The sequence below is a fragment of the Pseudomonas sp. NFX224 genome, assembly GCF_048565165.1.
In the GTDB taxonomy this organism is placed as follows: Bacteria; Pseudomonadota; Gammaproteobacteria; order Pseudomonadales; family Pseudomonadaceae; genus Aquipseudomonas.
In genome coordinates this window covers 5,043,248-5,066,723 of the sequence record NZ_CP183416.1, presented here as the reverse complement: position 1 = coordinate 5,066,723, position 23,476 = coordinate 5,043,248, and the positions used below count along the sequence as shown (strand labels likewise).

19 protein-coding genes and 2 pseudogenes are annotated in these 23,476 nt (G+C 60.1%); 8 read left to right on the top strand and 13 right to left on the bottom strand.

Going from position 1 to position 23,476, the window contains the following annotated elements; translation table 11 throughout:
* Positions 1–7: 7 nt before the first annotated feature.
* A complete protein-coding gene (locus tag ACNYC6_RS23070) occupies positions 8–1,114 on the bottom strand; it encodes a polyamine ABC transporter substrate-binding protein (RefSeq protein WP_419709310.1) in 1,107 nt (368 codons plus the stop codon).
* Positions 1,115–1,322: 208 nt separating this feature from the next.
* Here ACNYC6_RS23070 and ACNYC6_RS23065 point away from each other — a divergent pair, with 208 nt between their 5' ends.
* On the top strand, positions 1,323–2,105 hold the full coding sequence (locus ACNYC6_RS23065; RefSeq protein WP_419709309.1) for an enoyl-CoA hydratase: 783 nt from the start codon (positions 1,323–1,325) through the stop codon (positions 2,103–2,105).
* Positions 2,102–3,283: an acetyl-CoA C-acyltransferase family protein gene (locus ACNYC6_RS23060; protein ID WP_419709308.1), complete on the top strand. Its 1,182-nt coding sequence runs from the start codon at positions 2,102–2,104 to the stop codon at positions 3,281–3,283. The genes ACNYC6_RS23065 and ACNYC6_RS23060 overlap by 4 nt, the downstream gene beginning before the upstream one ends.
* 9 nt (positions 3,284–3,292) lie before the next feature.
* Here ACNYC6_RS23060 and ACNYC6_RS23055 read toward each other — a convergent pair whose 3' ends face one another.
* Positions 3,293–3,553 carry a hypothetical protein gene (locus ACNYC6_RS23055; RefSeq protein WP_419709307.1) on the bottom strand — a complete coding sequence of 87 codons (261 nt, stop codon included), beginning with the start codon at positions 3,551–3,553 and terminating at the stop codon, positions 3,293–3,295.
* A gap of 153 nt (positions 3,554–3,706) precedes the next feature.
* On the opposite strand from ACNYC6_RS23055, the gene ACNYC6_RS23050 reads away from it, so the two are divergent.
* Together ACNYC6_RS23050 and ACNYC6_RS23045 are read left to right on the top strand one after the other, a co-directional pair.
* Complete coding sequence (locus ACNYC6_RS23050; RefSeq protein WP_419709306.1) at positions 3,707–4,828, top strand: HlyD family secretion protein; 1,122 nt, start codon at positions 3,707–3,709, stop codon at positions 4,826–4,828.
* A complete protein-coding gene (locus ACNYC6_RS23045; protein ID WP_419709305.1) occupies positions 4,825–6,417 on the top strand; it encodes a DHA2 family efflux MFS transporter permease subunit in 1,593 nt (530 codons plus the stop codon). Before ACNYC6_RS23050 ends, ACNYC6_RS23045 begins: the two co-directional genes overlap by 4 nt.
* Before the next feature lie 23 nt (positions 6,418–6,440).
* Here ACNYC6_RS23045 and ACNYC6_RS23040 read toward each other — a convergent pair whose 3' ends face one another.
* Positions 6,441–6,881, bottom strand: a complete 441-nt coding sequence (locus tag ACNYC6_RS23040; protein ID WP_416129153.1) for a carboxymuconolactone decarboxylase family protein — start codon at positions 6,879–6,881, stop codon at positions 6,441–6,443.
* 212 nt (positions 6,882–7,093) lie between these two features.
* Here ACNYC6_RS23040 and ACNYC6_RS23035 point away from each other — a divergent pair, with 212 nt between their 5' ends.
* Together ACNYC6_RS23035 and ACNYC6_RS23030 are read left to right on the top strand one after the other, a co-directional pair.
* The gene (locus ACNYC6_RS23035) at positions 7,094–7,600 is read left to right on the top strand and encodes a sigma-70 family RNA polymerase sigma factor (RefSeq protein WP_419709304.1); all 507 of its coding nucleotides are present in this window, start codon (positions 7,094–7,096) and stop codon (positions 7,598–7,600) included.
* The gene (locus ACNYC6_RS23030; RefSeq protein ID WP_419709303.1) at positions 7,600–8,559 is read left to right on the top strand and encodes a FecR domain-containing protein; all 960 of its coding nucleotides are present in this window, start codon (positions 7,600–7,602) and stop codon (positions 8,557–8,559) included. The genes ACNYC6_RS23035 and ACNYC6_RS23030 overlap by 1 nt, the downstream gene beginning before the upstream one ends.
* A gap of 210 nt (positions 8,560–8,769) precedes the next feature.
* On the opposite strand, the gene ACNYC6_RS23025 is transcribed toward ACNYC6_RS23030, so the two are convergent.
* The 4 genes and pseudogenes from ACNYC6_RS23025 to ACNYC6_RS23010 form a co-directional block, all read right to left on the bottom strand.
* Positions 8,770–10,212, bottom strand: coding sequence for a mechanosensitive ion channel domain-containing protein (locus ACNYC6_RS23025; RefSeq protein ID WP_419709302.1), 1,443 nt, complete (start codon positions 10,210–10,212; stop codon positions 8,770–8,772).
* Positions 10,213–10,415: 203 nt separating this feature from the next.
* Positions 10,416–11,042: an isochorismate family cysteine hydrolase YcaC gene (gene ycaC / locus ACNYC6_RS23020; RefSeq protein WP_419709301.1), complete on the bottom strand. Its 627-nt coding sequence runs from the start codon at positions 11,040–11,042 to the stop codon at positions 10,416–10,418.
* Positions 11,043–11,152: 110 nt separating this feature from the next.
* A pseudogene (locus ACNYC6_RS23015) lies at positions 11,153–11,233 on the bottom strand (hydrolase); the annotation flags it as partial.
* 93 nt (positions 11,234–11,326) lie between these two features.
* Positions 11,327–12,193 (bottom strand): pirin family protein, encoded by an 867-nt coding sequence (locus ACNYC6_RS23010; protein WP_419709300.1) that lies wholly within the window; start codon positions 12,191–12,193, stop codon positions 11,327–11,329.
* Positions 12,194–12,368: 175 nt separating this feature from the next.
* Between ACNYC6_RS23010 and ACNYC6_RS23005 the strand changes: the two are divergent.
* Both ACNYC6_RS23005 and ACNYC6_RS23000 read left to right on the top strand, forming a co-directional pair.
* Positions 12,369–12,803, top strand: a pseudogene (locus ACNYC6_RS23005) (LysR substrate-binding domain-containing protein); the annotation flags it as partial.
* A 98-nt stretch (positions 12,804–12,901) separates the two neighbouring features.
* Entirely contained in the window at positions 12,902–13,441 is a 540-nt protein-coding gene (locus ACNYC6_RS23000; RefSeq protein WP_419709299.1) for a PaaI family thioesterase, read from the top strand.
* A 192-nt stretch (positions 13,442–13,633) separates the two neighbouring features.
* On the opposite strand, the gene ACNYC6_RS22995 is transcribed toward ACNYC6_RS23000, so the two are convergent.
* The 6 genes from ACNYC6_RS22995 to ACNYC6_RS22970 form a co-directional block, all read right to left on the bottom strand.
* Positions 13,634–16,873 carry a transporter substrate-binding domain-containing protein gene (locus ACNYC6_RS22995; protein WP_419709298.1) on the bottom strand — a complete coding sequence of 1,080 codons (3,240 nt, stop codon included), beginning with the start codon at positions 16,871–16,873 and terminating at the stop codon, positions 13,634–13,636.
* Entirely contained in the window at positions 16,874–17,500 is a 627-nt protein-coding gene (locus tag ACNYC6_RS22990) for a response regulator (protein ID WP_419709297.1), read from the bottom strand.
* Between the two features lie 110 nt (positions 17,501–17,610).
* The gene (locus tag ACNYC6_RS22985; RefSeq protein WP_419709296.1) at positions 17,611–18,024 is read right to left on the bottom strand and encodes a response regulator; all 414 of its coding nucleotides are present in this window, start codon (positions 18,022–18,024) and stop codon (positions 17,611–17,613) included.
* Positions 18,025–18,123: 99 nt separating this feature from the next.
* Positions 18,124–20,826, bottom strand: a complete 2,703-nt coding sequence (gene mgtA, locus ACNYC6_RS22980; protein ID WP_419709295.1) for a magnesium-translocating P-type ATPase — start codon at positions 20,824–20,826, stop codon at positions 18,124–18,126.
* Between the two features lie 483 nt (positions 20,827–21,309).
* A complete protein-coding gene (locus ACNYC6_RS22975) occupies positions 21,310–22,647 on the bottom strand; it encodes a lysine N(6)-hydroxylase/L-ornithine N(5)-oxygenase family protein (RefSeq protein WP_419709294.1) in 1,338 nt (445 codons plus the stop codon).
* 146 nt (positions 22,648–22,793) lie between these two features.
* Entirely contained in the window at positions 22,794–23,276 is a 483-nt protein-coding gene (locus ACNYC6_RS22970) for a sigma-70 family RNA polymerase sigma factor (protein WP_419709293.1), read from the bottom strand.
* Positions 23,277–23,476: the final 200 nt, after the last annotated feature.

Here is a 23,476-nt window from a genome sequence, read left to right as displayed (position 1 = left end):
AACCAAATTAAATGCCGCTTTTCACCGTGCTCCAGACCCGGGTCATGGCCCGCATGTCCTTGGCGTTCTGGGTCTTTTGCGGAAACAGCCGCTCACGGGTTTGTGCATCGGGGTAAATCGCCGGGTTGTCGCGCACCGCAGCATTGAGCAACGGGGTGGCGGCGGCGTTGCTGTTGGCGTAGTTGATGTAATCACTCACATCGGCCATCACCTGCGGTTGCATCAGGTATTCGAGAAACTTGTGGGCGTTGGCCACGTGCGGGGCGTCGGCCGGGATGTACATGTTGTCGAACCAGATCAGCGAGCCTTCCTTGGGAATGAAGTAGGCCAGGTTGATCTCTTTCTTGGCTTCTGCGGCGCGGGCCATGGCGGTGGCGTAATCGCCTGACCAGGTCATGGCCATGCACACATCACCATTGGGCAGGCTGCTCAGGTAATTGACCGAGTCGAACTTGCGGATGTACGGCCGCACCGACAGCAGCAACGCCTGGGCTGCTTTAAGGTCTTCCGGCGCGGCGCTTCGCGGGTCACGCCCCAGGTACGTCAACGCCATGGGAATGACTTCGGTGGGTGCATCGAGCAGGGTCACACCGCAGTCGGCAAACTTCGAGACAATCTTCGGATCGAAAATCATCGCCAGCGAACCGATTGGCGCGTCCGGCATGCGTTCCTTGATCTTGTCGACGTTGTAAGTGACGCCGTTGCTGCCCCAGGTGTAGGGCGCCGAGTAAGTGGTGCCCGGATCGAAGCCTTGCAGATCCTGCAAGATTTTCGAGTCAAGGTTGGTCCAGCTCGGCAGCAGTTTCTTGTCCAGCGGCTGGAACACTTTGGCCTGGATCAGCGGTGGCGCGAGGGACGCGTTCAGCACGATCAGGTCATAACCGGAGTGGCCGGTGAGCAACTTGGCCTGCACCGTTTCGTAGGCATCGAAAGTGTCGTAGATGACCTTGATGCCGCTGGCTTTTTCGAAATCGGCCAGGGTCTTTTCGCCAATGTAATCCGCCCAGTTATAGAGCCGTAGCGTGTTGCTGTCGTTTACCTCGGCGGCGTAGGCATTCAGGGTCAGCGGTACAACAAACAGACTGGAAATCACCTTAAGCAGTGTCTTGCCCATAGCAAATGCACCTTATCAAGCGAGTTCGGCTCTGGATGAGCGGATGTCCCTACTATTGGGCGATTCAGCCGGTGGCACCATACCCCGAATGGGTGTGTCCACCGCGCACATGGCAAAAAGCATCAGCCCGGTTGACCCGTTTTGTCATAGATGCGGGGTTTGCCTGACGCTTAAAGTGGCCGCCAAACCGAACCCGCGGGCGCCTCCCATGACCGACCTGATCAAACAAGAACTACACGATGGCGTGCTGACACTGACCATCGACCGCCCGGACAAGCTCAACGCGCTGACCAACGCCATGTACACGCGATTGGCCGATCTGTTGTTTGCCGCTGACGAGAACGAAGACGTCCGGGTGATCATCGTGACCGGTGGACCGAACTGTTTCACCAGCGGCAACGACCTGGTGGACTTCCTGCAAGAGCCGCCGACGCACCTGGACAGCCCGGCGTTCCGCCTGATGCGCGCCGTGACTCACCTGCAAAAGCCGCTGATTGCAGCGGTGTGCGGGGCCGCCATCGGCATCGGCACCACGTTGCTGCTGCATTGCGATCAGGTGCTGGTGACCCGCAACGCCAAGCTGCGCACGCCGTTCGTCAACCTCGGTCTGTGCCCGGAGTTCGGCGCCAGCCTATTGTTGCCGCGCCTGCTGGGTCAGGCCCGGGCCGCACGCCTTTTGCTGTTGGGTGACAGCTTCGACGGAAACGAAGCGGTGGCCTGGGGGTTGGCCAACCAAGCCTTCGATGACGGCGAGCAATGCCTGGCGGCGGCAAAAAAAATCGCCCAACGCTTGTTGGCAATGCCTCAACAGGCCTTGCACCAATCCCGGCAACTGATGAAGCAGCCCGGGATGGAAGAACTGCAAGCCACCCTGCGCGAAGAAAACACGCTGTTCATCCAGCGCCTCAATAGCGATGAGGCGAAAACCGCGTTGAACGCCCTGCTCAATCGCAGTACAGATAAGAATCCACCGAAAGGAAACCAGCCATGAACACTCCAGAAATCTACGTCGTCAGCGCCGCCCGTACCGCCATCGGCACGTTCGGCGGCTCGCTCAAAGACGTGCCACTGGCCGACCTGGCGACCACAGCCGTGAAAGCCGCGCTGCAACGCGCTGCCGTGGACCCGGCGCTGGTCGGTCATCTGGTGATGGGCAACGTGATCCCGACCGAAACCCGCGACGCCTATATCTCCCGCGTCGCCGCGATGAACGCCGGTATCCCGAAAGAAACCCCGGCCTACAACGTCAACCGCCTGTGCGGTTCGGGCCTGCAAGCGATCATCAATGCCGCGCAGACCTTGCTGCTGGGCGATGCCGACATCGTCGTCGGTGCCGGCGCCGAATCCATGAGCCGTGGCCCGTATCTGCTGCCATCGGCCCGTTGGGGTTCGCGCATGGGTAACGTGCAAGCCGTCGACTACATGCTCGGCATCCTGCATGACCCGTTCCAGAGCATTCACATGGGCATCACCGCCGAGAACGTCGCCGCGCGCAACGGCATCACCCGCGAAATGCAAGACGCCCTGGCCTTTGAAGACCAGAAACGCGCCGCCCATGCGATCGCCAACGGCTACTTCAGCGAGCAGATCGCGACCGTGGAAATCCAGGATCGCAAGGGCACCAAGCTGTTCAGCGTCGACGAGCACCCGCGCGCTACCTCGCTGGAACAGCTGGCCGGTATGAAGCCGGCGTTCAAGAAGGACGGTTCGGTCACCGCAGGCAACGCTTCCGGCCTGAACGACGGCGCCGCCGCACTGGTCATGGCCACCGGCAGCGCGGTGCAGGTCAACAACCTGGAACCGCTCGCCCGCCTGGTCAGCTACGCCCACGCCGGCGTTGAGCCGGAACTGATGGGCCTGGGTCCGATCCCCGCCACGCGCCTGGCACTCAAGCGCGCCGGCCTGACCGTCGCCGACCTGGACGTGATCGAAGCCAACATCGCCTTCGCCGCGCAGGCCTGTGCCGTCAGCCAGGAACTGGACCTCGACCCGGCCAAGGTCAACCCAAACGGCTCGGGCATCGCCCTCGGTCACCCGGTCGGCGCCACCGGCGCGATCATCGCCACCAAAGCCATCCACGAACTGCATCGCACCGGCGGCCGTTACGCGCTGGTGACCATGTGCATTGGTGGTGGTCAGGGGATTGCGGCGATTTTCGAACGCGTCTAATCGCGCTATCTATCCGGTGAGGCTCGTACCCGACATCAGACCTTCGGTCAGCAACGCGACCAAAGGTTGCAGCATATGTTGGGTGCGGGGCTCGTCGCCGATCACCGCGACTTCCGTGGACGGTAGCGTCGGCAGCTTTTCCGACGGCTCGATAATCGCCCCGTCGATCGCCCGCTCCAGATTGCTTTTGTTGCCACACAGGTACAAAGGCGCGCCAAGGTCGAGTAGAGCCCACAGGTAGGCGCCGTGTTCGAGCATCGCGTCCTGCACGTAGAATCTCCCTCTGTGGTTCATCAGACAGTTCAGGAGCTGATTCCCCCTCTCACCACCCGACCATCGGCAGAGAAAACCAATTGCAACAATATATTACCTACGTCATATTACATGCATCATAAATAACACCGCTCCGACAGGTAATCCTTCATGACCAGCATGTCCTCCGTTGAACCTGACCTGGCTGCCCCGGTGACCACCGCCAAACCGCCCCTGCTCAAACGCCTGCTCTTGTCGACATTAGGCATCGCGGCGCTGGTGCTGGTTGGCGTGTACGCCACGCACTGGTGGACAGCCGGCCGTTTCATCGAGGAAACCGACGACGCTTACATCGGTGGCGACGTAACGGTGATCGGGTCGAAGGTCGCCGGTTACATCGACGAAGTGCTGGTGACCGACAACCAGAAGGTCAAGGCTGGCGACGTGTTGATTCGTCTGGATTCGCGCGATTACCGCGCCAACCTGGCCAAAGCCGAAGGCGCGGTGGCGGCTGAAGAAGCCCTGCTCGCCAATCTCGATGCCACCGAACAACTGCAACAGGCGGTGATCGGCCAGGCCCGCGCCGGCATCGATGCCGCCGGGGCGGAAACCGCCCGTTCGCGGGATGACGATGCTCGCTACAAACGCCTGGTCACCACCAGCGCCGTCTCGGTGGAAAGTGCGCAACGGGCGAACGCCACGTTCAAGACCGCCCAGGCCCAAAGCAACCGCGCCCAGGCCGAATTGCTGGCGGCGCAACGGCAATTGAACGTGATCGCCACACAGAAGCAGCAAGCCCGCGCCGCGTTAATACAAGCCAAGGCCGAGCGTGACCTGGCGCAGTTGAATGTCGGCTATACCGAATTGAAAGCCCCGGTGGACGGCGTAATCGGCAACCGCCGGGCACGGGTCGGTGCCTATGCTCAGGCCGGTTCGCAACTGCTGTCGGTGGTGCCGTCCAGCGGTCTATGGGTCGATGCCAACTTCAAGGAAGACCAACTGGCGCGCATGGTGCCGGGGCAACGGGTGGTGATTCACGCCGACGTGCTCTCGGGCCAGGAGTTCCACGGTCACCTCGACAGCCTCGCACCGGCCAGCGGTTCGCAATTCAGCGTGCTGCCACCGGAAAATGCCACCGGCAACTTCACCAAAATCGTACAGCGGGTGCCGGTGCGAATTCACCTTGATCCTGCCGACAGCGTGCTCGGTCATCTGCGTCCCGGTCTGTCAGTGACCGCTGAAGTGGACACGCGCAAGGAGCCTGAAACGACAGCCGTGGCCAGCGCGCCATGAGCCGTACCCTCGCCGCCCCGGCGCAACCGTTCAATGCTGCGAGCATGGCCACGGCGACCAAAGTCTTCGCTTTCGCCAGCATGTGCATCGGCATGTTCATTGCGCTGCTGGACATTCAGATCGTCTCGGCATCGTTGCGTGATATTGGCGGCGGACTGTCCGCGGGCACTGACGAAACCGCATGGGTACAAACCAGCTACCTGATCGCCGAGATCATCGTGATTCCGCTGTCCGGCTGGCTCTCGCGAGTGTTTTCCACGCGCTGGCTGTTTTGCGCGTCAGCCGTGGGTTTTACCCTGACCAGCCTGCTCTGCGGCGCGGCCTGGAACATCCAGAGCATGATCGCTTTCCGCGCACTGCAAGGCTTTCTTGGCGGCTCAATGATCCCGATGGTGTTCACCACCGCGTTCGTCTTCTTCACCGGAAAACAACGGGTGATCGCCGCGGCGACCATTGGCGCAGTGGCCTCGCTGGCACCGACCCTCGGGCCGGTAATTGGTGGCTGGATCACCGACATTTCGTCCTGGCACTGGCTGTTTTACATCAACCTCGTCCCCGGCATTTTCGTCGCGGTGGCCGTGCCGATGCTGGTGAAGATCGATCAACCGGAACTGTCGCTGCTCAAAGGCGCCGACTATATAAGCATGGTGTTCCTGGCGCTATTCCTCGGCTGCCTGGAATACACCCTCGAAGAAGGCCCGCGCTGGAACTGGTTCAGCGACAGCACGATTCTGACCACCGCGTGGATCAGTGGCCTGTCGGGTCTGGCGTTTATTGGCCGGACGCTGCACGTGGCCAACCCGATCGTCGATTTGCGCGCCTTGAAGGACCGCAACTTCGCCCTCGGCTGTTTCTTCTCGTTCGTCACCGGGATCGGCCTGTTCGCCACCATTTACCTTACGCCGCTATTTCTCGGCCGGGTTCGCGGTTACGGCGCACTGGACATTGGTCTGGCGGTTTTCTCCACCGGCGTGTTCCAGATCATGGCGATTCCGCTGTACGCCTTTTTGGCTAACCGCGTCGACCTGCGCTGGATCATGATGACCGGCCTTGGCTTGTTCGCGTTATCGATGTGGGATTTCAGCCCGATCACCCATGACTGGGGGGCCAAGGAATTGATGCTGCCGCAAGCCTTGCGCGGGATTGCCCAGCAACTGGCGGTGCCGCCGGCCGTGACATTGACCCTCGGCGGTCTCGCACCGTCGCGGCTCAAGCATGCTTCCGGGTTATTCAATCTGATGCGAAATCTCGGCGGCGCCATCGGCATCGCCGCGTGCGCAACCATCCTGAATGACCGCACCAATCTGCATTTCACCCGATTGGCCGAGAACCTCAACAGCACCAACGAGGCGCTCAACCAATGGCTGTCCCAGGTCGGCAACAACTTCGCCGCCCTGGGCCAGACCGGCGATATCAGCGTGACGGCCAGCCTGCATCAACTCTGGCTGTTGACCTACCGCGAAGCGCAGACGCAAACCTACGGCGACGCGTTCCTGATGATCGGGGTGTGCTTCGTCATCGCCACGGCCATGGTGCCCTTGATGCGCAAGGTGCAACCACCGGCGGCGCCGAGTGCCGATGCGCATTGAGGTTCGGCACGCTTGCTGGCTCATTAGGCCTGAGGCGTTTTGCGGAAACCGACTGCCAAGCGGTTCCAGCTGTTGATGGTGCTGATGGCCACGGTCAGGTCGACCATTTCCTTGGGCGAGAACTGGGCGGCGACCACTTCGTAATCTTCGTCCGGAGCATGGGTCAAGCTCAGTTGGGTCAGGGATTCGGTCCACAGCAGCGCGGCGCGTTCACGGTCAGTGAAGAACGGCGCCTCGCGCCAGGCCGTTACGGCGAACAGACGACGCGGGGTTTCGCCACCCTTGATCGCGTCGGCGGTGTGCATGTCGATGCAGAACGCGCAGCCGTTGATTTGCGAAGCACGCAGCTTGACCAGTTCGATCAGGTTCTTTTCCAGCGGCAACTTGGAAACGGCCGTTTCCAGGGCAATCATGGCTTTCAGGGCGTCAGGGCTAGCGGTGTAGAAATCGATGCGCGGTTGCATTACGTGCTCCAGGGCAAGTGGGTGTGTCACTACGTTAGTCCCACGGGCGAATTGCACAAATAGCCAATTCCTCAGAAGTCGAGGAGGCCACTGGCATCAACACTGAAAGAAAGTTCCAAATGAGAATTGCCTTCACTCGGTCCGGGCCACTAGAATGCGATCAATTCTTAATTGCACTCACGCAGGATGCCCGAGTTGAGTATCTGCCCGCCATGTCGTCCGCCGATCAGCCTCTGAACCAGCAAATCCACGCCCTTTACAGCGAACATCACGGTTGGCTGCAAGGTTGGCTGCACCGCAAACTGGGTAACCGTTGTGATGCGGCCGACCTGGCTCACGATACGTTCCTGCGCCTGCTGACGCGCCAGGTGGTCAAACCACTGGGCAGCGAACCGCGGGCGTTGCTGACGCACATCGCCAAGGGCCTCGTGATCGACCGCTGGCGGCGCCAGGACATCGAGCGCGCGTACCTGGAAACCATCGCACTTTTGACGATGGCTGAGGTGCCATCGCCGGAAACCCGTCTGCTGATCCTCGAAACCCTGTGGCGCATCGAAGCACTGCTGCGGGAACTGCCGGCCGTTACCCGCGATACCTTTCTACTGTCGCAGATCGAAGGCCTGACTTATGCCCAGATCGCCACTCGGCTGAATGTCTCGCTGATTACGGTCAAGCGCCACATGCGCGCGGCGTTCATTGCCTGCCTGAGTGTCGCCTGATGAACTCGTCGATGATCAACCCGCAAATTCTCGGCGAAGCCGCCGATTGGCTGGTGCAGTTGCATTCCGGCACGGCCACCCCTGCCGACCACCAGGCCATCGCCCAATGGCGCAACCGCAGCGCCGAGCATGCCCAGGCCTGGCAGCGGGCCGAAGTGTTGCTCGGAGATTTCCGTGGCGTACCGGCCAACCTCGCCATGCAAACCCTGCAACGGGCTTCGCGCAAAGAAGGTCTGAGTCGCCGGCAAACCCTCACCCGCCTGGGCTTGCTGTTGATGGCCGGGCCGGTGGGCATCGCTTCGCAACACCTGCCTTGGGAGCAATGGACCGCCGACCAGCGCACCGCCGTGGGCGAGCAGAAAAACCTGCAATTGCCCGATGGCAGCCAGTTGCTGCTCAACACCGACAGTGCGGTGAATATTGCTTTCAACCCACGTGAACGACGCGTCATGTTGCTCAACGGCGAGGTACTGATCAGCACCGCGAAAGACCTCGGAGCCTTGCCATTTATCGTCGAAACGCCCCAAGGGACTGCACGTGCGCTGGGCACGCGGTTTTGCGTACGGACCGAGGGCTCACGCAGCCACGTTTCAGTCCTCGAAGGACAGGTGGTGGTCACGCCGCAACTGCTGCACCAAAGCACGACCCTCAACGCCGGCGAGCGCCAGAGCTTCAAGTTGAACAGGCTCGATGCCCCCGAAAGCTTCGACATCGAGGCCGTGTCCTGGGACAAGGGCATGTTGCTGGCAAACAACATGCGCCTGGATGAACTGCTGGGCGAACTGAGCCGCTACCGACCGGGCGTCTTGCGCTGCCACCCGGACGTCGCGGCGCTGCGGGTGTCCGGCGCGTTTTCCCTGCGTGACACCGACGCCAGTCTGCGCCTGCTCAGCGATACCCTGCCGCTGAACATCAGCCGCCTGACCCGCTACTGGTTGTCGGTCGAACCGAGGGTCTGACGCGGTCAGTCATTGATGTTCAAGCATTCGTTTTTGCGCATTGCCCTGGGCTGCGCGGCGCTACTGCCGATGCACGGCCAAACGGCCGACATAGCCAGTGCCCGGGCCTTGGTCATTCTCGCCTGCAAGCTGTGCCGGGTAGCATTTGTGAACAACGTGGTGGGTTTACACAGCTAGCCTGCCAGCGATCCGCGCAGCGGCCATTCACCGCTAAGCCCGCTTGAGCAACCACTGCAAAAACCCTTTCTTGCGCACCACCACCGGCTCTTCCTGAATCAGCGATTGCACTTTGTGCAGGCGGAAATCCAGTAAGGTTTTCATCGCATCGTTGATGTCGTGACGGGCATCCAGGCACGGTTTCAGGTAATCCTTTTCGATGCTGTAAAGCGTACAAAAGGTCTTCGCGGCAAATTCGGCGGCCGATGAGGTGTCGGTCAGGATACCGGCCTCGCCGATCACTTCCCCCGGCCCCATGCGCCCGGTTTCGATGGGCGCACCGTGGATGTTCAGCGTCACCGAAACCACCCCTGATTCGATGATGAACAAGTGATGGCTGACCTCCCCCGCCGCCAGGATCGTCTCCCCGGCGCGGAAGGTTTGCAGGTTCATGTTCTGGCTGAAAGTTTCTTTCTCTTCCTGGCGTAGGGTCGAGAAAATCGGCGAACTGTCGAGCAACGCCCGTGGCTTTGAAGAATCGCTCTCCGGATTGGGCTCCACACTCGACAGCAAATTGATCCCCGATGCGTGCAAGTGCCGATACGCCAGATCGAACAATTGATTGCGCACCGTGCGCTTCTCGCTCATCGAGGCGACAAACCCGCTGATTTCATACTCCGCGCCAGCGGCGGTGGAGCTTTTCAGTGCCACTTTCGGGCCGGGCGCGCTCAACAGAATGCGGCAGCCCTGCATCGCCCGCTCAAGGGCATCGATCACGGTTTGCGGACGAACATGGGGGCTGACCTGCAAACTGATGGAAACGCCGAACATGTCGCTGGGTCGGCTGAAGTTGGTGATCTTGGCCTTGGCCGCCAGCGAGTTGGGAATCACGATCATGCTGCCCTGGGAAGTCTGCAGCCGCGTGGCACGCCAATCGATGTCGATTACCCGGCCTTCGGTGCCGTCGATGGCGATCCAGTCATCCAGTTGATAGGGCTTGGTGGTGTTGAGGACGATCCCGGAAAACACGTCGCTGAGGGTACTTTGCAATGCGAGGCCGACGATGATCGCCAAGGCGCCGGACGTGGCCAGGACGCCTTTGACCGGCAGGTCGAGCACATAGGCCAGGGCCGCAATAACGGCAATCAGGAATATCACCGCCCCGAGCAAGTCTTGCAGCAATCGCCCGGTGTGCCCGACCCGCTGCATCATCACGGCACCGATCATCACCGTCAGGGTGCGCGCGGCGAACAGCCACCAGGTGATCTGCAAACCGGTGGCCGCCAGGTGCAGCGGCACGTTGTCCACCCACGGTGCCGGCACCATCGGGTTCATGCCTTCGTTGAACAACACAACGCTGTACAACGAAAAAATCACCAGCCGCGCAAGCAGTTTCCAGTTGTGATGGCTGGCATCGATCAAGCGCCACAACACCAGATCGATCAGGATCAAGACCAAGGCGCAGATCAGCGGGTGTTCAGCGAGCAACGACAGCATCAAGCAACTCCAGCACGGGACGATGAACAAAAGATCTTACAGATTGAGCACAGTGTAGGAGCAATTGATGTCGTCAGAACAACACAAAACACTGTGGGAGCGAGCTTGCTCGCGATAGCGGTCTGACAGTCACAGCAAAGGTGTCTGTTCTACCGCCATCGCGAGCAGGCTCGCTCCTACAGGGGTGAGGTGTATTGCCTGAGTTACTTGCTGTTGGTCAGCGTGCTGTAGCTGGTCATCAGGTTGCGGTAATCCGGGATGTGGTTGGAGAACAGCGTGCCCAAGCCTTCCACGTCGTTGCGCCAGTCGCGGTGCAGCTCGCAGGCCAGGCCGAACCAGGTCATCAATTGCGCACCTTGCGCGGTCATGCGGCTCCAGGCCGATTCACGGGTCAGTTCGTTAAAGGTGCCGGAAGCGTCGGTCACCACGAACACATCAAAGCCTTCGGCCAGGGCCGAGAGTGCCGGGAACGCCACGCACACTTCAGTCACCACGCCGGCAATGATCAATTGCTTCTTGCCGGTGGCCTTGATCGCCTTGACGAAATCTTCGTTGTCCCAGGCGTTGATCTGGCCTGGACGGGCGATGTACGGCGCGTCCGGGAACTGCGCCTTGAGCTCCGGCACCAGCGGGCCATTGGGGCCGGTTTCGAAACTGGTGGTGAGGATGGTCGGCAGCTTGAAGTACTTGGCCAGGTCAGCCAGAGCCAGCACGTTGTTCTTGAAACGGTCCGGGTCGATGTCGCGCACCAGCGACAGCAGGCCGGTCTGATGATCCACCAACAGAACGGCGGCGTTATCCTTGTCGAGTCGCTTGTAAGAAGTAGTCATTGCAGTGGTCCTGATTGAGTTATCGGTGCCGATTGAAAATCGGCGTGAAGTAACCGGTTAACGTTCGGAATCCAGCTTTTCGTGCTCGTTGGCCACTTGCTGGGCCTTGGGTCGATCAACAGCATTGCGGCGTCGTTGGGGTCGATGGTCGGTTTTTGACCATTGAAGTTGGCAGCATTGACGGTGTTCATGAGCGTTTCCTCTTTTTGACAGGCAACAGCCATCCCTGGCCCGACAACCGGCCTATGCGTCCTGTGTAGGGCGGAGTGTTGAAGCGAAACGGTTTAACCGTGCATCTGGCCGAAGCGGCCGGACTGGAAGTCGGCGAACGCCTGGTGGATTTCTTGCTCGGTGTTCATCACGAACGGGCCGTGGCCGACGATCGGTTCGTCGATCGGTTCGCCGCTGAGCAACAACACCACCGTGTCTTTACTAGCTTCAAGGGTCAACTGATCGCCCTTGCGATCGAGCAGGGCCAACTGCCCTTCACGCACCGATTCCAGACCATTGACCTGAACCGCACCGCGCAAGACCACCAGTGCGGTATTGCGTCCTTCATGCAGATCCAGGGTGAGCAACTTGCCGGCTTTCAGGCGCAGGTCCCAGACGTCAATCGGCGTGAAGGTCCGCGCCGGTCCTTTACGGCCGTCGAACTCGCCGGCGATCAGGCGCAGGCTGCCGGCGTTGTCTTGCAGGGCGATGTTCGGAATGTCGTCATCGAGAATCGTCTGATATCCGGCATCGGCCATTTTGTCTTTGGCCGGCAGATTGACCCACAACTGGACCATTTCCAGGGTGCCACCGCTCTTGGCGAAACCTTCGGAGTGGAACTCTTCGTGGAGAATTCCCGAGGCGGCGGTCATCCATTGCACGTCGCCTGGGCCGATCTTGCCGCCACTGCCGGTGGAGTCGCGGTGTTCCAGTTCGCCCTTGTAAACGATAGTCACGGTTTCGAAGCCGCGGTGTGGATGCTGACCAACGCCACGCCGTTCGGTGGTCGGGGTGAATTCAGCGGGGCCGGCGTGATCGAGCAGCAGGAACGGGCTGATGTGTTTACCCAGGTTGTCGTAGGAAAACAGCGTGCGAACCGGAAAACCGTCGCCAACCCAATGGCCGCGAGGACTGGTGTAGATACCGATGATGTTTTTCATGGTGTCTCCTGATGAAGTGAGTGAAGCCATGGACAAAGCTTAAAACCGTGTCCTTTGCTGCGCTAGACTGCAAAAATCAGCCTTAGCGTTCTATCTGGAGAACGATGGTGGAAGACCTGAACACCCTCTACTACTTCACCCAAGTGGTGGAACATCACGGTTTCGCAGCCGCCGATTGGGCAACAGTACCCAGAGCGTCGTCGGCAGCCCGGCGTTCGCCGAACGCCTGTCGACACCGCCGTCGCCGTCGCCGGCGGACCTGAGCGGCATGCCCAGTCTGCATTGGGGCGCGGCGCAACGTGAATATCAGTGGGAACTGTTCGGCGCCGAGGGCAGCACCGCATTGATCCGGCACGCACCGAGGATGGTCACCGATGACCTGTTGGCCTTGCGCCATGCGGCGGCCGCCGGGGTCGGCATCGTGCACCTGCCCAGCGTGGTGGTACGCGATGAAATCGCTACCGGGAAATTGGTTGAACTGGTGTCGGGTTGGGCACCGAAAAGCGGCATCATCCACGCAATCTTTCCTTCGCGCCGAGGGTTGCTGCCGTCGGTGCGCAGCTTGATCGACTTTCTTGGGGAGGAATTCAGTCACAGCGATATCGCTTGAGGCCGGCGACACATGGGACTGGTGGAGTTTTTATTTCGGACATAATATCTTTAAGGATTACAACCATAATATCCGTTCCCGTCCGAGGACTTGATCTCATGCAAAGCCCAACCCGCGACGTCACGCTCGCCCAATGGATCGCTCAGGAGCAGGCCATGCGCGCCCGCCTCGCCGGGCCCGGCAGTTTGTCCATGGCCGAAGTCAGTGCCCTGACGCCCGCAGAGTTTTTCGAAGGTATCGGCGACGGCACGCTGCCCTCCCCGCCGATTGGCACACTGATGGATTTCATACCGATCGAATGGTCGGCCGGCGTGTTCATTTTCCAGGGCACACCGGACTCACGACACTACAACCCGCTGGGCACGGTGCACGGTGGCTACGCCGCGACGTTGCTGGATTCATGCATGGGTTGCGCGATTCATACGCAGCTGAAAAAAGGCCAGGGCTACACCACGCTGGATCTGCGCATCAGTTATGTCCGCGCCTTGAACAGCGCCAGCGGACCGGTGCGGGCCGAGGGCAAGATTGTTCATCTGGGGCGCTCGACGGCGTTGGCCGAGGGGCGGATTTATGACGTGGATGGGCGGCTGTATGCGACCGGGTCGACGACTTGCATGATTCTTGAGACGCGGGGGTAGGCTTTAGACCGAGTCGCGACCATCGCGAGCAGGCTCGCTCCTACAGGTGGATTGTGGTCTACGCAAATCCAATGTGGGAGTGAGCCTACTCGCGATGAGGCCGGCACACACCACTCACTTTCTGGCCTGGGGACGTTTCGCTTGCAGGCCAGGTAGTCATCGATTTGGTCTGCACCGGCCTGGGACTGATCTTCAGCCCTGCTCAAGACTTTGGTCCAGGCGCGTCATGGCCTGATACAACTGATCGACGGCGGCGTCGATCAGTGCTGCATCGCCCTCGCCGCAGGCACGCTCAAGTCGTTCGCAACAATCCACCAGCGCACGCGCCCGGATCATCTGCGCCCCACCCTTGATACGGTGCGCCAGATCCTGCAAACCGTGGCAATTGCCGCTGGCATGCTCGTGCAGCAGGCGTTCGCGATCATCGCGATTGGTCGCCGCCACATCACGCAACAGTTGCAGGATCAGCTCGCTGTCGGCACCCGCGAAATGCTGCAGCCCGCTTAAATCGATTTCGGTGCCGGGTGGCGCTTCGCTCACGTCTGGCGATTCGCTGGAAAATCTCACAGCCAACCATCCGCTCAGGTCGACCAGTCGAATCGGTTTGAACAGGCAATCGTCCATGCCTGCTTCAATACAGCGGTTTTTTTCTTCGGGTTGTGCGTTGGCGGTGAAGCCCAGAATCACCGTCGGTTGCTCCACGCCAAAGCGTTCCTCATCGCGTATCGCACCCGCCAGTTCATAGCCGCTGACCACCGGCATGTTGCAGTCGGTGATGACCAGGTCGAAGGCCTGCTCACGCCATTGCTCGACCCCTTGCCGACCGTCCTCGGCGAGCTGTACGCGGTGCCCCAGATAACTCAGTTGCCGCGAAAGCAACAACCGATTGGCCGGATAATCGTCCACCACCAGAATCGTCAGTGGTCGGGTCTTCACCCGGGATTGGTCCGGTAACGTTGCAGGGGCGGGCAATGGATGCAACGCCAGCAGTTCCAGGGTGATGTCCAACCGGGTGCCTCGCCCCAGATCGCTGTCGAGCTGCAACTGGCCGCCCATCATTTCGCACAGCGTGCGGCTGATTACCAGTCCCAGCCCGGAACCCTGGCGGCCCGATAGCGGGTTGTTCCCGGCCTGCTCGAACGGGCTGAACAGTCGCTGCTGGTCAAAGGCGCTGATGCCGATGCCGCTGTCCTCGATACGCACGCTGACCGCGAGGCGTTCCGGCGACACAGGCTCGACCAACAATTTCAGGCTGACCTCTCCCTTGTCGGTGAACTTGATGGCATTGCTCACCAGGTTGGACAACACCTGCTTAAAACGAGTGGGATCGATCAGCACGTCGCGGTCACTGTGTTCGTCCATTTCGACCCGCCACTGCAAGTTTTTCTGCCGGGCCAGGCCTTCAAAGACCCGGCACACCGACACCACCAGCGCCTGTAGATTGGCCCGCTCCGGTGATACCGACAGATGCCCCGACTCGATACGGGCGATGTCCAGAATATCGCCGATCAAGGCCAGCAACTGTTGCCCGGCATTTGACGCGACCTCGATGGCCGCGCGGTCGGTAACGCCCTCATCTGCCCGTTTCAGCGCCAGCTCAAGCATGCCGATCAGGGCATTCATCGGCGTGCGGATCTCATGGCTCATGGTCGCCAGGAACGTGGTTTTGGCCCGATTGGCATCGTCGGCGGCATCCTTGGCTTCCTGCAATTGGGCGAGCAATTGCTGGCGCTGGCGGATCTGCCGACGCTGCCAGGCGATCCACGCCATGGCGAGCAGGAGCAAGGCACCGGCGACCGCGAACGCCTGAAAAATGCTTTGTCGATGGCGCAGCCAATAGCTCTGCTCCACCATCAGGTCATTGCGCCAGGGCAGTATCAGCTCGTCGATTTCTTCAGGGGGGATACTCAGTAATGCCTTGTCCAGGATCGAATGCAGCTCGGTGGCATCGCGACTGGTCGCCAGGGTACTGCGCGCGGGGTCGATGCCAACCGTACTGCTGACCTGGAGACGATCACGGTATTGCCGGGAAATCAGGTAACGGGCGCTGATCAATGAATTGATGCTGCCTTGTGCCTTGCCTTGGGCGACCATTTCCATGGCATCCGCGGACAACGGCGCATCCATGCACCTGATCAATGGAAAGTGCTGGCGGATGAACTCGCTGGCAATGTTGCCCTGGGTCAGCGCCAGGGTTTTTCCGGCCAGATCATCCAGCGTCCGGGGGCTGTCCGGCGCCACGCGCGTCACCAGCACCGAAGGGCTGGTCAAAAAAGCCCGGGTAAACAGCAAGTCCTCTTCACGACGGGAACTGAGGCCTATGCCAGCCAGCACATCGACCTGGCCGCTCTTGATCGCCTTCAACATGTCAGCCACTGAATGCATGGGCCGGATGTCGAATTGCAGACCGGTGCGCAGACTGATTTTCGCCAGCACATCGACACCAATCCCACGGTAATTGCCCTCGCTGTCGATGAAGGTGATGGGCGGGATATTCTCGTTAATCGCCACACTGACACGTGGGTGCCGGTCGAGCCAACGCTGTTCGGCCACGCTCAATTGCAATGACTGCGTGCCCGGCATGGACACTCCGCTCGCCCCCCATCGCCGCAGAATGTTCATCTGCTCATTGGCCGTTATCGTCGACAAGGCCTCGTTGACGATGCGCAGCAACGCCGGGTTGTCGCGGGCCATGGCAAAGGCGAAGCGACCGGATTCCAGAGGCGAGAAGTCGGCCAGTTGCACGTTGTTCAGGTAGTTTTTGCTGATCAGATAATGAACGCTGATTGCATCGCCAAGGTAGACATCCGCCTGCCCGAAAGCCACGGCCCCCACGGCTCCCAGCGTCGACGAAAACAGCTCGACCTGCGCCCGGGGGTAGAATTGCCGCACGTTTTGTTCAGGCAAGTAGTGATACAACATCGCCAGGTGCTTGCCGGCCAGCGTCGGGTCGAGTATTCGCGGCGATCCCGTGCGGGTCACCAGTACCGGTTGATCGTCCGCATAGGCGCTGGACATTTGTAGCTGTGGATCTTGCGCCTCATAACTGTTGGCCGTTCCCAGCAGGTCCGCAGCCCCTTGCTTGAGCGCCCGGACTGCCTCGCCTCGCGATGCATAACGCTGGACGTCGACCTCCACCTGCAACAGTTGCTTGAGCAGCCCGGCGTAGTCCGCCGTCACCCCTTCGAGCGCATAACCTGTGGTGGTGATATCAAAGGGGGGATAGTCCGGGGCAGAGACGGCCAGCACCAACCGACCCTTTTGCTGCAGCCAGCGAGCGTCAGACTTCGATAGCTTGACCGTCACCCCTTCCACGTAGGAGCGTCCGAGCAATGTCAGGGTTTGCGGCTCGGCACTGGCACTCGCCCCCCACAGGCCAAGCCCCAGCACCAACAGGCATTTCAGGCGATGCAGACGGCGCACGGTATTCATTCAGATCAAATGGTTGCGTCGGGCAAGATCGCGCAGATGCACCGACGACTCCACGTTGAGCTTTTCGGTCAACCGGGTTTTGTAGGTGCTGACGGTCTTGTGGCTCAGATGCATGATTTCAGCAATGGCCTTGTTGCTGATGCCTCGGGCCAAGTGCTGGAAGATCGTCAATTCACGGTCCGACAAATTGTCGATCATCTGCTTTTCGCTACGTTGCAACGAACTCATCGACACCGAACTCGACGGGAGACGGGTGAAATACGTGTAGCCACCCATCACGGCATGTACCGCCTTGTGCAGATGCTGCAGATCGTTGGTCTTGGCGACGTAGGCCGAAGCACCGGCGCGCATGCAGCGATCCTGATAAAACATCGGTTCCTGGGAGGTGAAGACCACGACGCGACACGGCACCTCCCCCCCCTTTATCCGTGCCAGCACGTCCAGCCCGTCAAGGGACGGGATGTTCAAATCCAGCACCACCAGTTCCGGTTGATGCTCGCGGATCATCGGCAAGACTTCATTGCCGTTGGAGGCTTCGTAAATTCGTTTGTAGCCCTCAAGCTTGAGGACGATTTTGACCGCGCCGCGAATCACCGGATGATCGTCCACAATCAGCACTGACTTCATGGCAACTCCCTGGGCAAACACACGACGACCGGGCAGCGATTGCCCGAGGGCAAGGCCCGAACCAAACGCAGTCGCTGCGCATAGACTCTGGCACGGAAAACCGCGCCGCACTACCTGACAGAAATGACAGTGCCGACGAACGGTAGACGAGGATCAACCAGCGCCATCAAGCGCTGGATCGACGCGAAGTCAGGCAACAAGGCATGACTCACCTGAACCTTCTGCTGCCCGCAGGCCGGGATCGGCAGCAGATCGGTCTGCTGGCCGTCATAGATCAACACGCGATCCAGTTGCCGGTTGTCCAGGCAGAAATCCAGCAAGTCCAGCTTCGCGCCTGCCAGCGCAGCATTGACGACCAGCAGATCGAAAGGTTCGCAGGCGTACTCCACCAGAGTGAGCAGCTCTTCCAGGCTCGGCACCGGCGCGACCCGGAAGTAATCGAGCTGGTTGAACAGTCGCTCGATTTTCATCCGATTAAAGTGTTGTTCATCAGCAATCAGGATACGTAAGGACTTGTTGGACAACGTGGCCCCCGGGTCAGATTAACGAGGGGGCAAGGCTACGGAAGACCCGCAGTGCTTTCTGTAGGACTATTCCTAAATACCTCGCGCAACTTCCTACAATCATTGCCAGCCGAACCGTCGAATGTAGAACCCCTTCACCGCCTGAGTCAGCCCCATGTACGCCAGCAGAATCACCGGCAGGAACACGAAGTACAGCGATGGCAGCGCCTGCAATTTGAAGTAGTGCGCCAGCGGCCCCATCGGCAGGAAAATCCCCACCGCCATGATGATCCCGGTCATTACCATCAATGGCATGGCCGCGCGACTTTGCAGGAACGGCACCTTCGGTGTGCGAATCATGTGCACGATCAGCGTCTGGGTCAGCAGCCCGACCACGAACCAGCCAGACTGGAACAACGTCTGGTGATCCGGGGTATTGGCGTCGAACACGTACCACATCAAGGCAAACGTGGTGATGTCGAAGATCGAGCTGATCGGCCCGAAAAACAGCATGAACCGCCCGACATCCGCCGGTTGCCAGCGTTGTGGTTTTTGCAGCATGTCGGCATCGACGTTATCGAACGGGATGGCAATCTGCGAAATGTCGTAGAGCAGGTTTTGCACCAGCAGGTGCATCGGCAGCATCGGCAGGAACGGAATGAACGCGCTGGCCACCAGCACCGAGAACACGTTGCCGAAGTTGGAGCTGGCGGTCATCTTGATGTACTTGAGCATGTTGGCGAAGGTCCGCCGACCTTCCAGCACGCCCTCCTCCAGCACCATCAGGCTCTTTTCCAGGAGGATGATGTCGGCCGCTTCCTTGGCGATGTCCACGGCACTGTCGACGGAAATCCCGATGTCGGCGGTGCGCAAGGCCGGGGCGTCGTTGATGCCATCGCCCATGAAGCCAACCACATGACCGTTGACCTTGAGCAGGCGCACGATGCGCTCTTTGTGCGACGGGGTGAGTCTGGCGAAGACGTTTGTGGTCTCCACCGCCATCGCCAGTTCGGCGTCGCTCATGCGCTCGATGTCGTTACCCATGAGCAGGCCTTGTTGCTCCAGCCCGACTTCGCGGCAGATCTTCGCGGTCACCAACTCGTTGTCGCCGGTCAGCACTTTCACCGCCACGCCGTGCGCTGCCAATGCCTTGAGCGCCGGTGCGGTGCTTTCTTTTGGCGGATCAAGGAATGCCACGTAACCGATCAGCGTCAGTGCCTGTTCATCCGCGAGGCTGTAGGTGTCGCGACCCTCGATCATCGGCCGTGCAGCCACGGCCACCACCCGCAGGCCTTCGGCATTGAACGCCGCAGTGACCTGACGAATCCGCGCCAGCAGTTCTTCGCTCAACACTTCATCCACCACGCCGTGACGCACGCGCGTGCACACGGCCAACACTTCTTCCACGGCACCTTTGCAGATCAACCGATGCGGTTGATCGCGTTCTGCAACCACCACCGACATGCGCCGGCGGGTGAAGTCGAACGGAATTTCGTCGACCTTGCGAAACGCCGTGCCGACTTTCAGTTCACGATGGATTTCCACGTGTTCGAGCACCGCCACATCCAGCAGGTTTTTCAGGCCGGTCTGGTAGTAGCTGTTGAGGTAGGCCATTTCCAGCACGTCATCGCAATCGTTGCCCCAGACATCGACGTTGCGTGCCAGGAAAATCTTGTCCTGGGTCAGCGTGCCGGTCTTGTCTGTGCACAGCACGTCCATGGCGCCGAAGTTCTGGATCGCGTCGAGGCGTTTGACGATGACTTTTTTACGCGACAGGAACACCGCGCCCTTGGCCAGGGTCGAGGTGACGATCATCGGCAGCATCTCCGGGGTCAGGCCCACGGCAATCGACAGCGCGAACAGCAGCGCTTCGGTCCAGTCGCCCTTGGTGAAACCGTTGATGAACAGCACCAGCGGCGCCATGACGAACATAAAGCGGATCAGCAGCCAGCTGACGTTGTTGACCCCGGTCTGGAACGAAGTCGGAGCGCGATCGGTGGCGCCGACGCGCTGAGCCAGTGCGCCGAAATAAGTGCTGTTGCCGGTGGTGAGGATCACTGCCATCGCCGTACCGGACACCACGTTGGTGCCCATGAACAGGATGTTGTCCAGGTCCAGAGGGTTGAGCGTGTAGCTGTCCTGCTGACGCGGGAATTTTTCCACCGGCATCGATTCGCCGGTCATGGCCGCCTGACTGACGAACAGGTCCTTGGCACTGAGCACCCGGCAATCGGCGGGAATCATGTCACCGGCCGACAACACGATCAGGTCGCCCGGCACCAGTTGCTTGATCGGCAACTCACGACGGGCTTCGTCGCGACGTAGCACCGTGGCGGTGTTGCTGACCATCGCCTTGAGCGCATCGGCAGCCTGGTTGGATTTACTTTCCTGCCAGAAGCGCAACAGGGTTGAGAGCACCACCATGGAAAAAATCACGGTGGCAGCTTTCATGTCCTCGGTCAGCCAGGAGATGACCGCCAGCAAGGTCAGCAGCAGGTTGAACGGGTTCTTGTAGCAGTGCCACAGATGGATCCGCCACGGCAGCGGTTGTTCGTGCTCGACTTCATTGAACCCGAATTGCCCACGCAGGGCTTGGGCTTGCAGTTCACTCAAGCCATCGGTGTGGCTGCCCAGCGCATCCAGCAACAGGACGGTGTCACTGCCGGCGGCGCTGACGAGGGTTTGCGCCAGGGTCGGCGGCACCTCACGGCTGACCGTGGTGTCGGTGAAGTTTTCCAGTAGCGCCAGGCGACGGAAGTGGCGGGCGATGTGGCGGGTGCGCAGGAATCCGGCGAAGAATTCTTTGAGCAGGGTCAGGTTCATGGCAGTTCCCCCAGGATCAGCCGGGAAACCGTCGAGCAGGCGTGTCGGTGCGCCGCGATGACGACACGGGGTCGAACATCACGCACGGTTCAGCGTCGATGAGAAGGACGTCGGGACACGGACCGGGACCGGCCGTGATCGGGATGCCGCTGCTCGCTTTTACGGCGAGACAACGGCACAAAAAGTCTGCGCGTTATCTGGCCGAGGATGTGCCGGTTATCGAAACCGGCCGACTACTGTCACTCGAACAAGTACCCACTGTGGGTCTCCGCTATTGATTGAAAACGCGCGAAGCTTACGCCCCGGTTTTTGCAGAGTAAACGCTGTGGCGGGGAATGGCTGGGGAAATGCGGGGTTCTTCAGGAAGGGTTCAGGATTGATTGCAAAATCAAAAGATCGCAGCCTTCGGCAGCGCCTGCAGGTGCATAGCATTTCAATGCAGGAGCTGCCGAAGGCTGCGATCTTTTGCGGTTCAACTGGATATCAGCTGGCAGTCACCAACAACAAATCCACCACCGAACGGCTGTGCCCCCGGTTCTTGCCATGGTCATACAGCGACCCGGCAATTTCATCGGCGCGGATCGGCAGGATCGACAGCAGCGTATCGCTCAAGCCGTGGCTGGCCTGGCAGAAACCCTGCATGTAGATGCCGGCCTTGCAACGCTCGTCGGTGATCAGTTTGTAGTTGCGATCAACCTCGAAATCGCCCAGGTACTGCTCCAGTGGCGCCAGCAGTTTGCGGTGCATCTGGCGCTCGTAACCGGTGGCCAACACCACGGCGTCGTAGTGACGAACCGTGACTTCGCCGGTGGCGTTATTGCGCACCGCCAGCTCAATGCCGCGCTCGGTAGCGGTGGCTTTTTCGACAGTGGTCAGGGTACGGAACGCGTGACGGGCAATGCCCGAGACTTTCTGACGGTAGAAAATCCCGTAGATGCGTTCGATCAAGTCGATGTCCACGACCGAGTAGTTGGTGTTGTGGTACTCGTTGACCAGTCGCTCACGCTCGCTGCTCTCCTGCTGGAACACCAGGTCGGTGAACTCCGGCGAGAACACTTCGTTGACGAACGGGCTATCGTCAGCAGGCTTCAGCGCCGAGCCGCGCAGGATCATGTCGACCTGTACCGACGGGAAGCTGTCGTTAAGGTCGATGAAGGCTTCCGCCGCGCTCTGCCCGCCGCCGATGATCGCAATGCTCATCGGTTGGTTGTTCACGCACGGCTGCTTGGCCATCTGCGCCAGGTACTGCGAATGGTGGAACACGCGGCCGTCATCCTTCAGCGCCTTGAACGCTTCGGGAATACGCGGCGTACCGCCGGCGCTGACCACTACGGAACGCGCGGTGCGCACATGTTGATGCCCCGTCGCATCACGGGAAATGACCCGCAGCGCTTCGACTTGCTGGTTGTGCAGCACCGGCTCGATGGTCAGCACTTCTTCGCCGTAGCGGCTCTGACGTTCGAACTGAGCGGCGACCCAGCGCAGGTAGTCGTTGTACTCCATGCGGCACGGATAGAAGGTGCCCAGGTTGATGAAGTCCACCAGACGGCCGTGGGCCTTGAGGTAATTGACGAACGAATACGGGCTGGTCGGGTTGCGCAGGGTCACCAGGTCCTTGAGGAAGGAAATCTGCAGCTCGCTCTGGGTCGACAGGGTGTTGCCGTGCCAGCTGTAGTTGGCCTGCTTGTCGAGAAACAGTACATCCAGTTCGCCCTGGATCGCCCCGCGCTCTTGCAGAGCGATGGCCAGCGCCAGGTTCGAAGGGCCGAAACCGACCCCGATCAGGTCGTGAACGATGGGCGATGCAATTGCCTGTGTCATTTCCAGTGTCCTCTGGATGAACCCCTCAACAGCGGGGCAAGGAGAGCCTAAGTGACCTGACCGGCCTTGAGCAGGACAGTAGGTCGTCTGTTGAGTAGGAACGAGGACAGTGAAATAAAATTTAACAAGAAGGGATCAAAGGAGGATCAATGCGCATCCCATTGCCGCACACGCACCCGGCAATGCTTCATCGCGTTGACGATGTGTTTCTCGACCAGCGCCTTGGAAATGCCCAGGCGTTCAGCAATTTCCGGGTGCGACAGGCCTTCGATCTTGCGCAGCAGGAAACTCTCGCGGCACAGCCGTGGCAATTCTGCCAACGCACGCTGGAGCATGTCCAGGCGCTGACCATGGTCGAGGGTGCTGAAAGGCGAAGGACTGAAATAGCGCTCTTCATTATCGAGCACGTCCAGGGACTCGACCTGACGCAAGGCATTGCGCCGGTGATCGTCGATCACCAGGTTCAGTGCCGTGCGATAAAGGAATGCCCGGGGCTGCTCGATCGGCGTCTCGCTGGAACGCTCCAGCACCCGCAGATAAGCGTCATGCACCACATCTTCGGCGACCTGACGGTTGCCGAGCTTGGCGTTCAGGAAACACACCAGCTCTCGATAGTAGTTTTCCAACATGACTCCCGTCCGCACGGGTGCGGTTTCTGTCCTTGGGCCAGCTGCTCGACCATAAAACCAGGCAATGGCACGATAGTGGCAGTTTGAGCTGCGTAATTTATAGTAATTCTCATATAGATTTAAAGTACTGCTTTGTGTTGCCCGACAAATAGTCATGGTCTACACGTGTAACCCCATATGTCCGGGGCTAAATTCCCCGG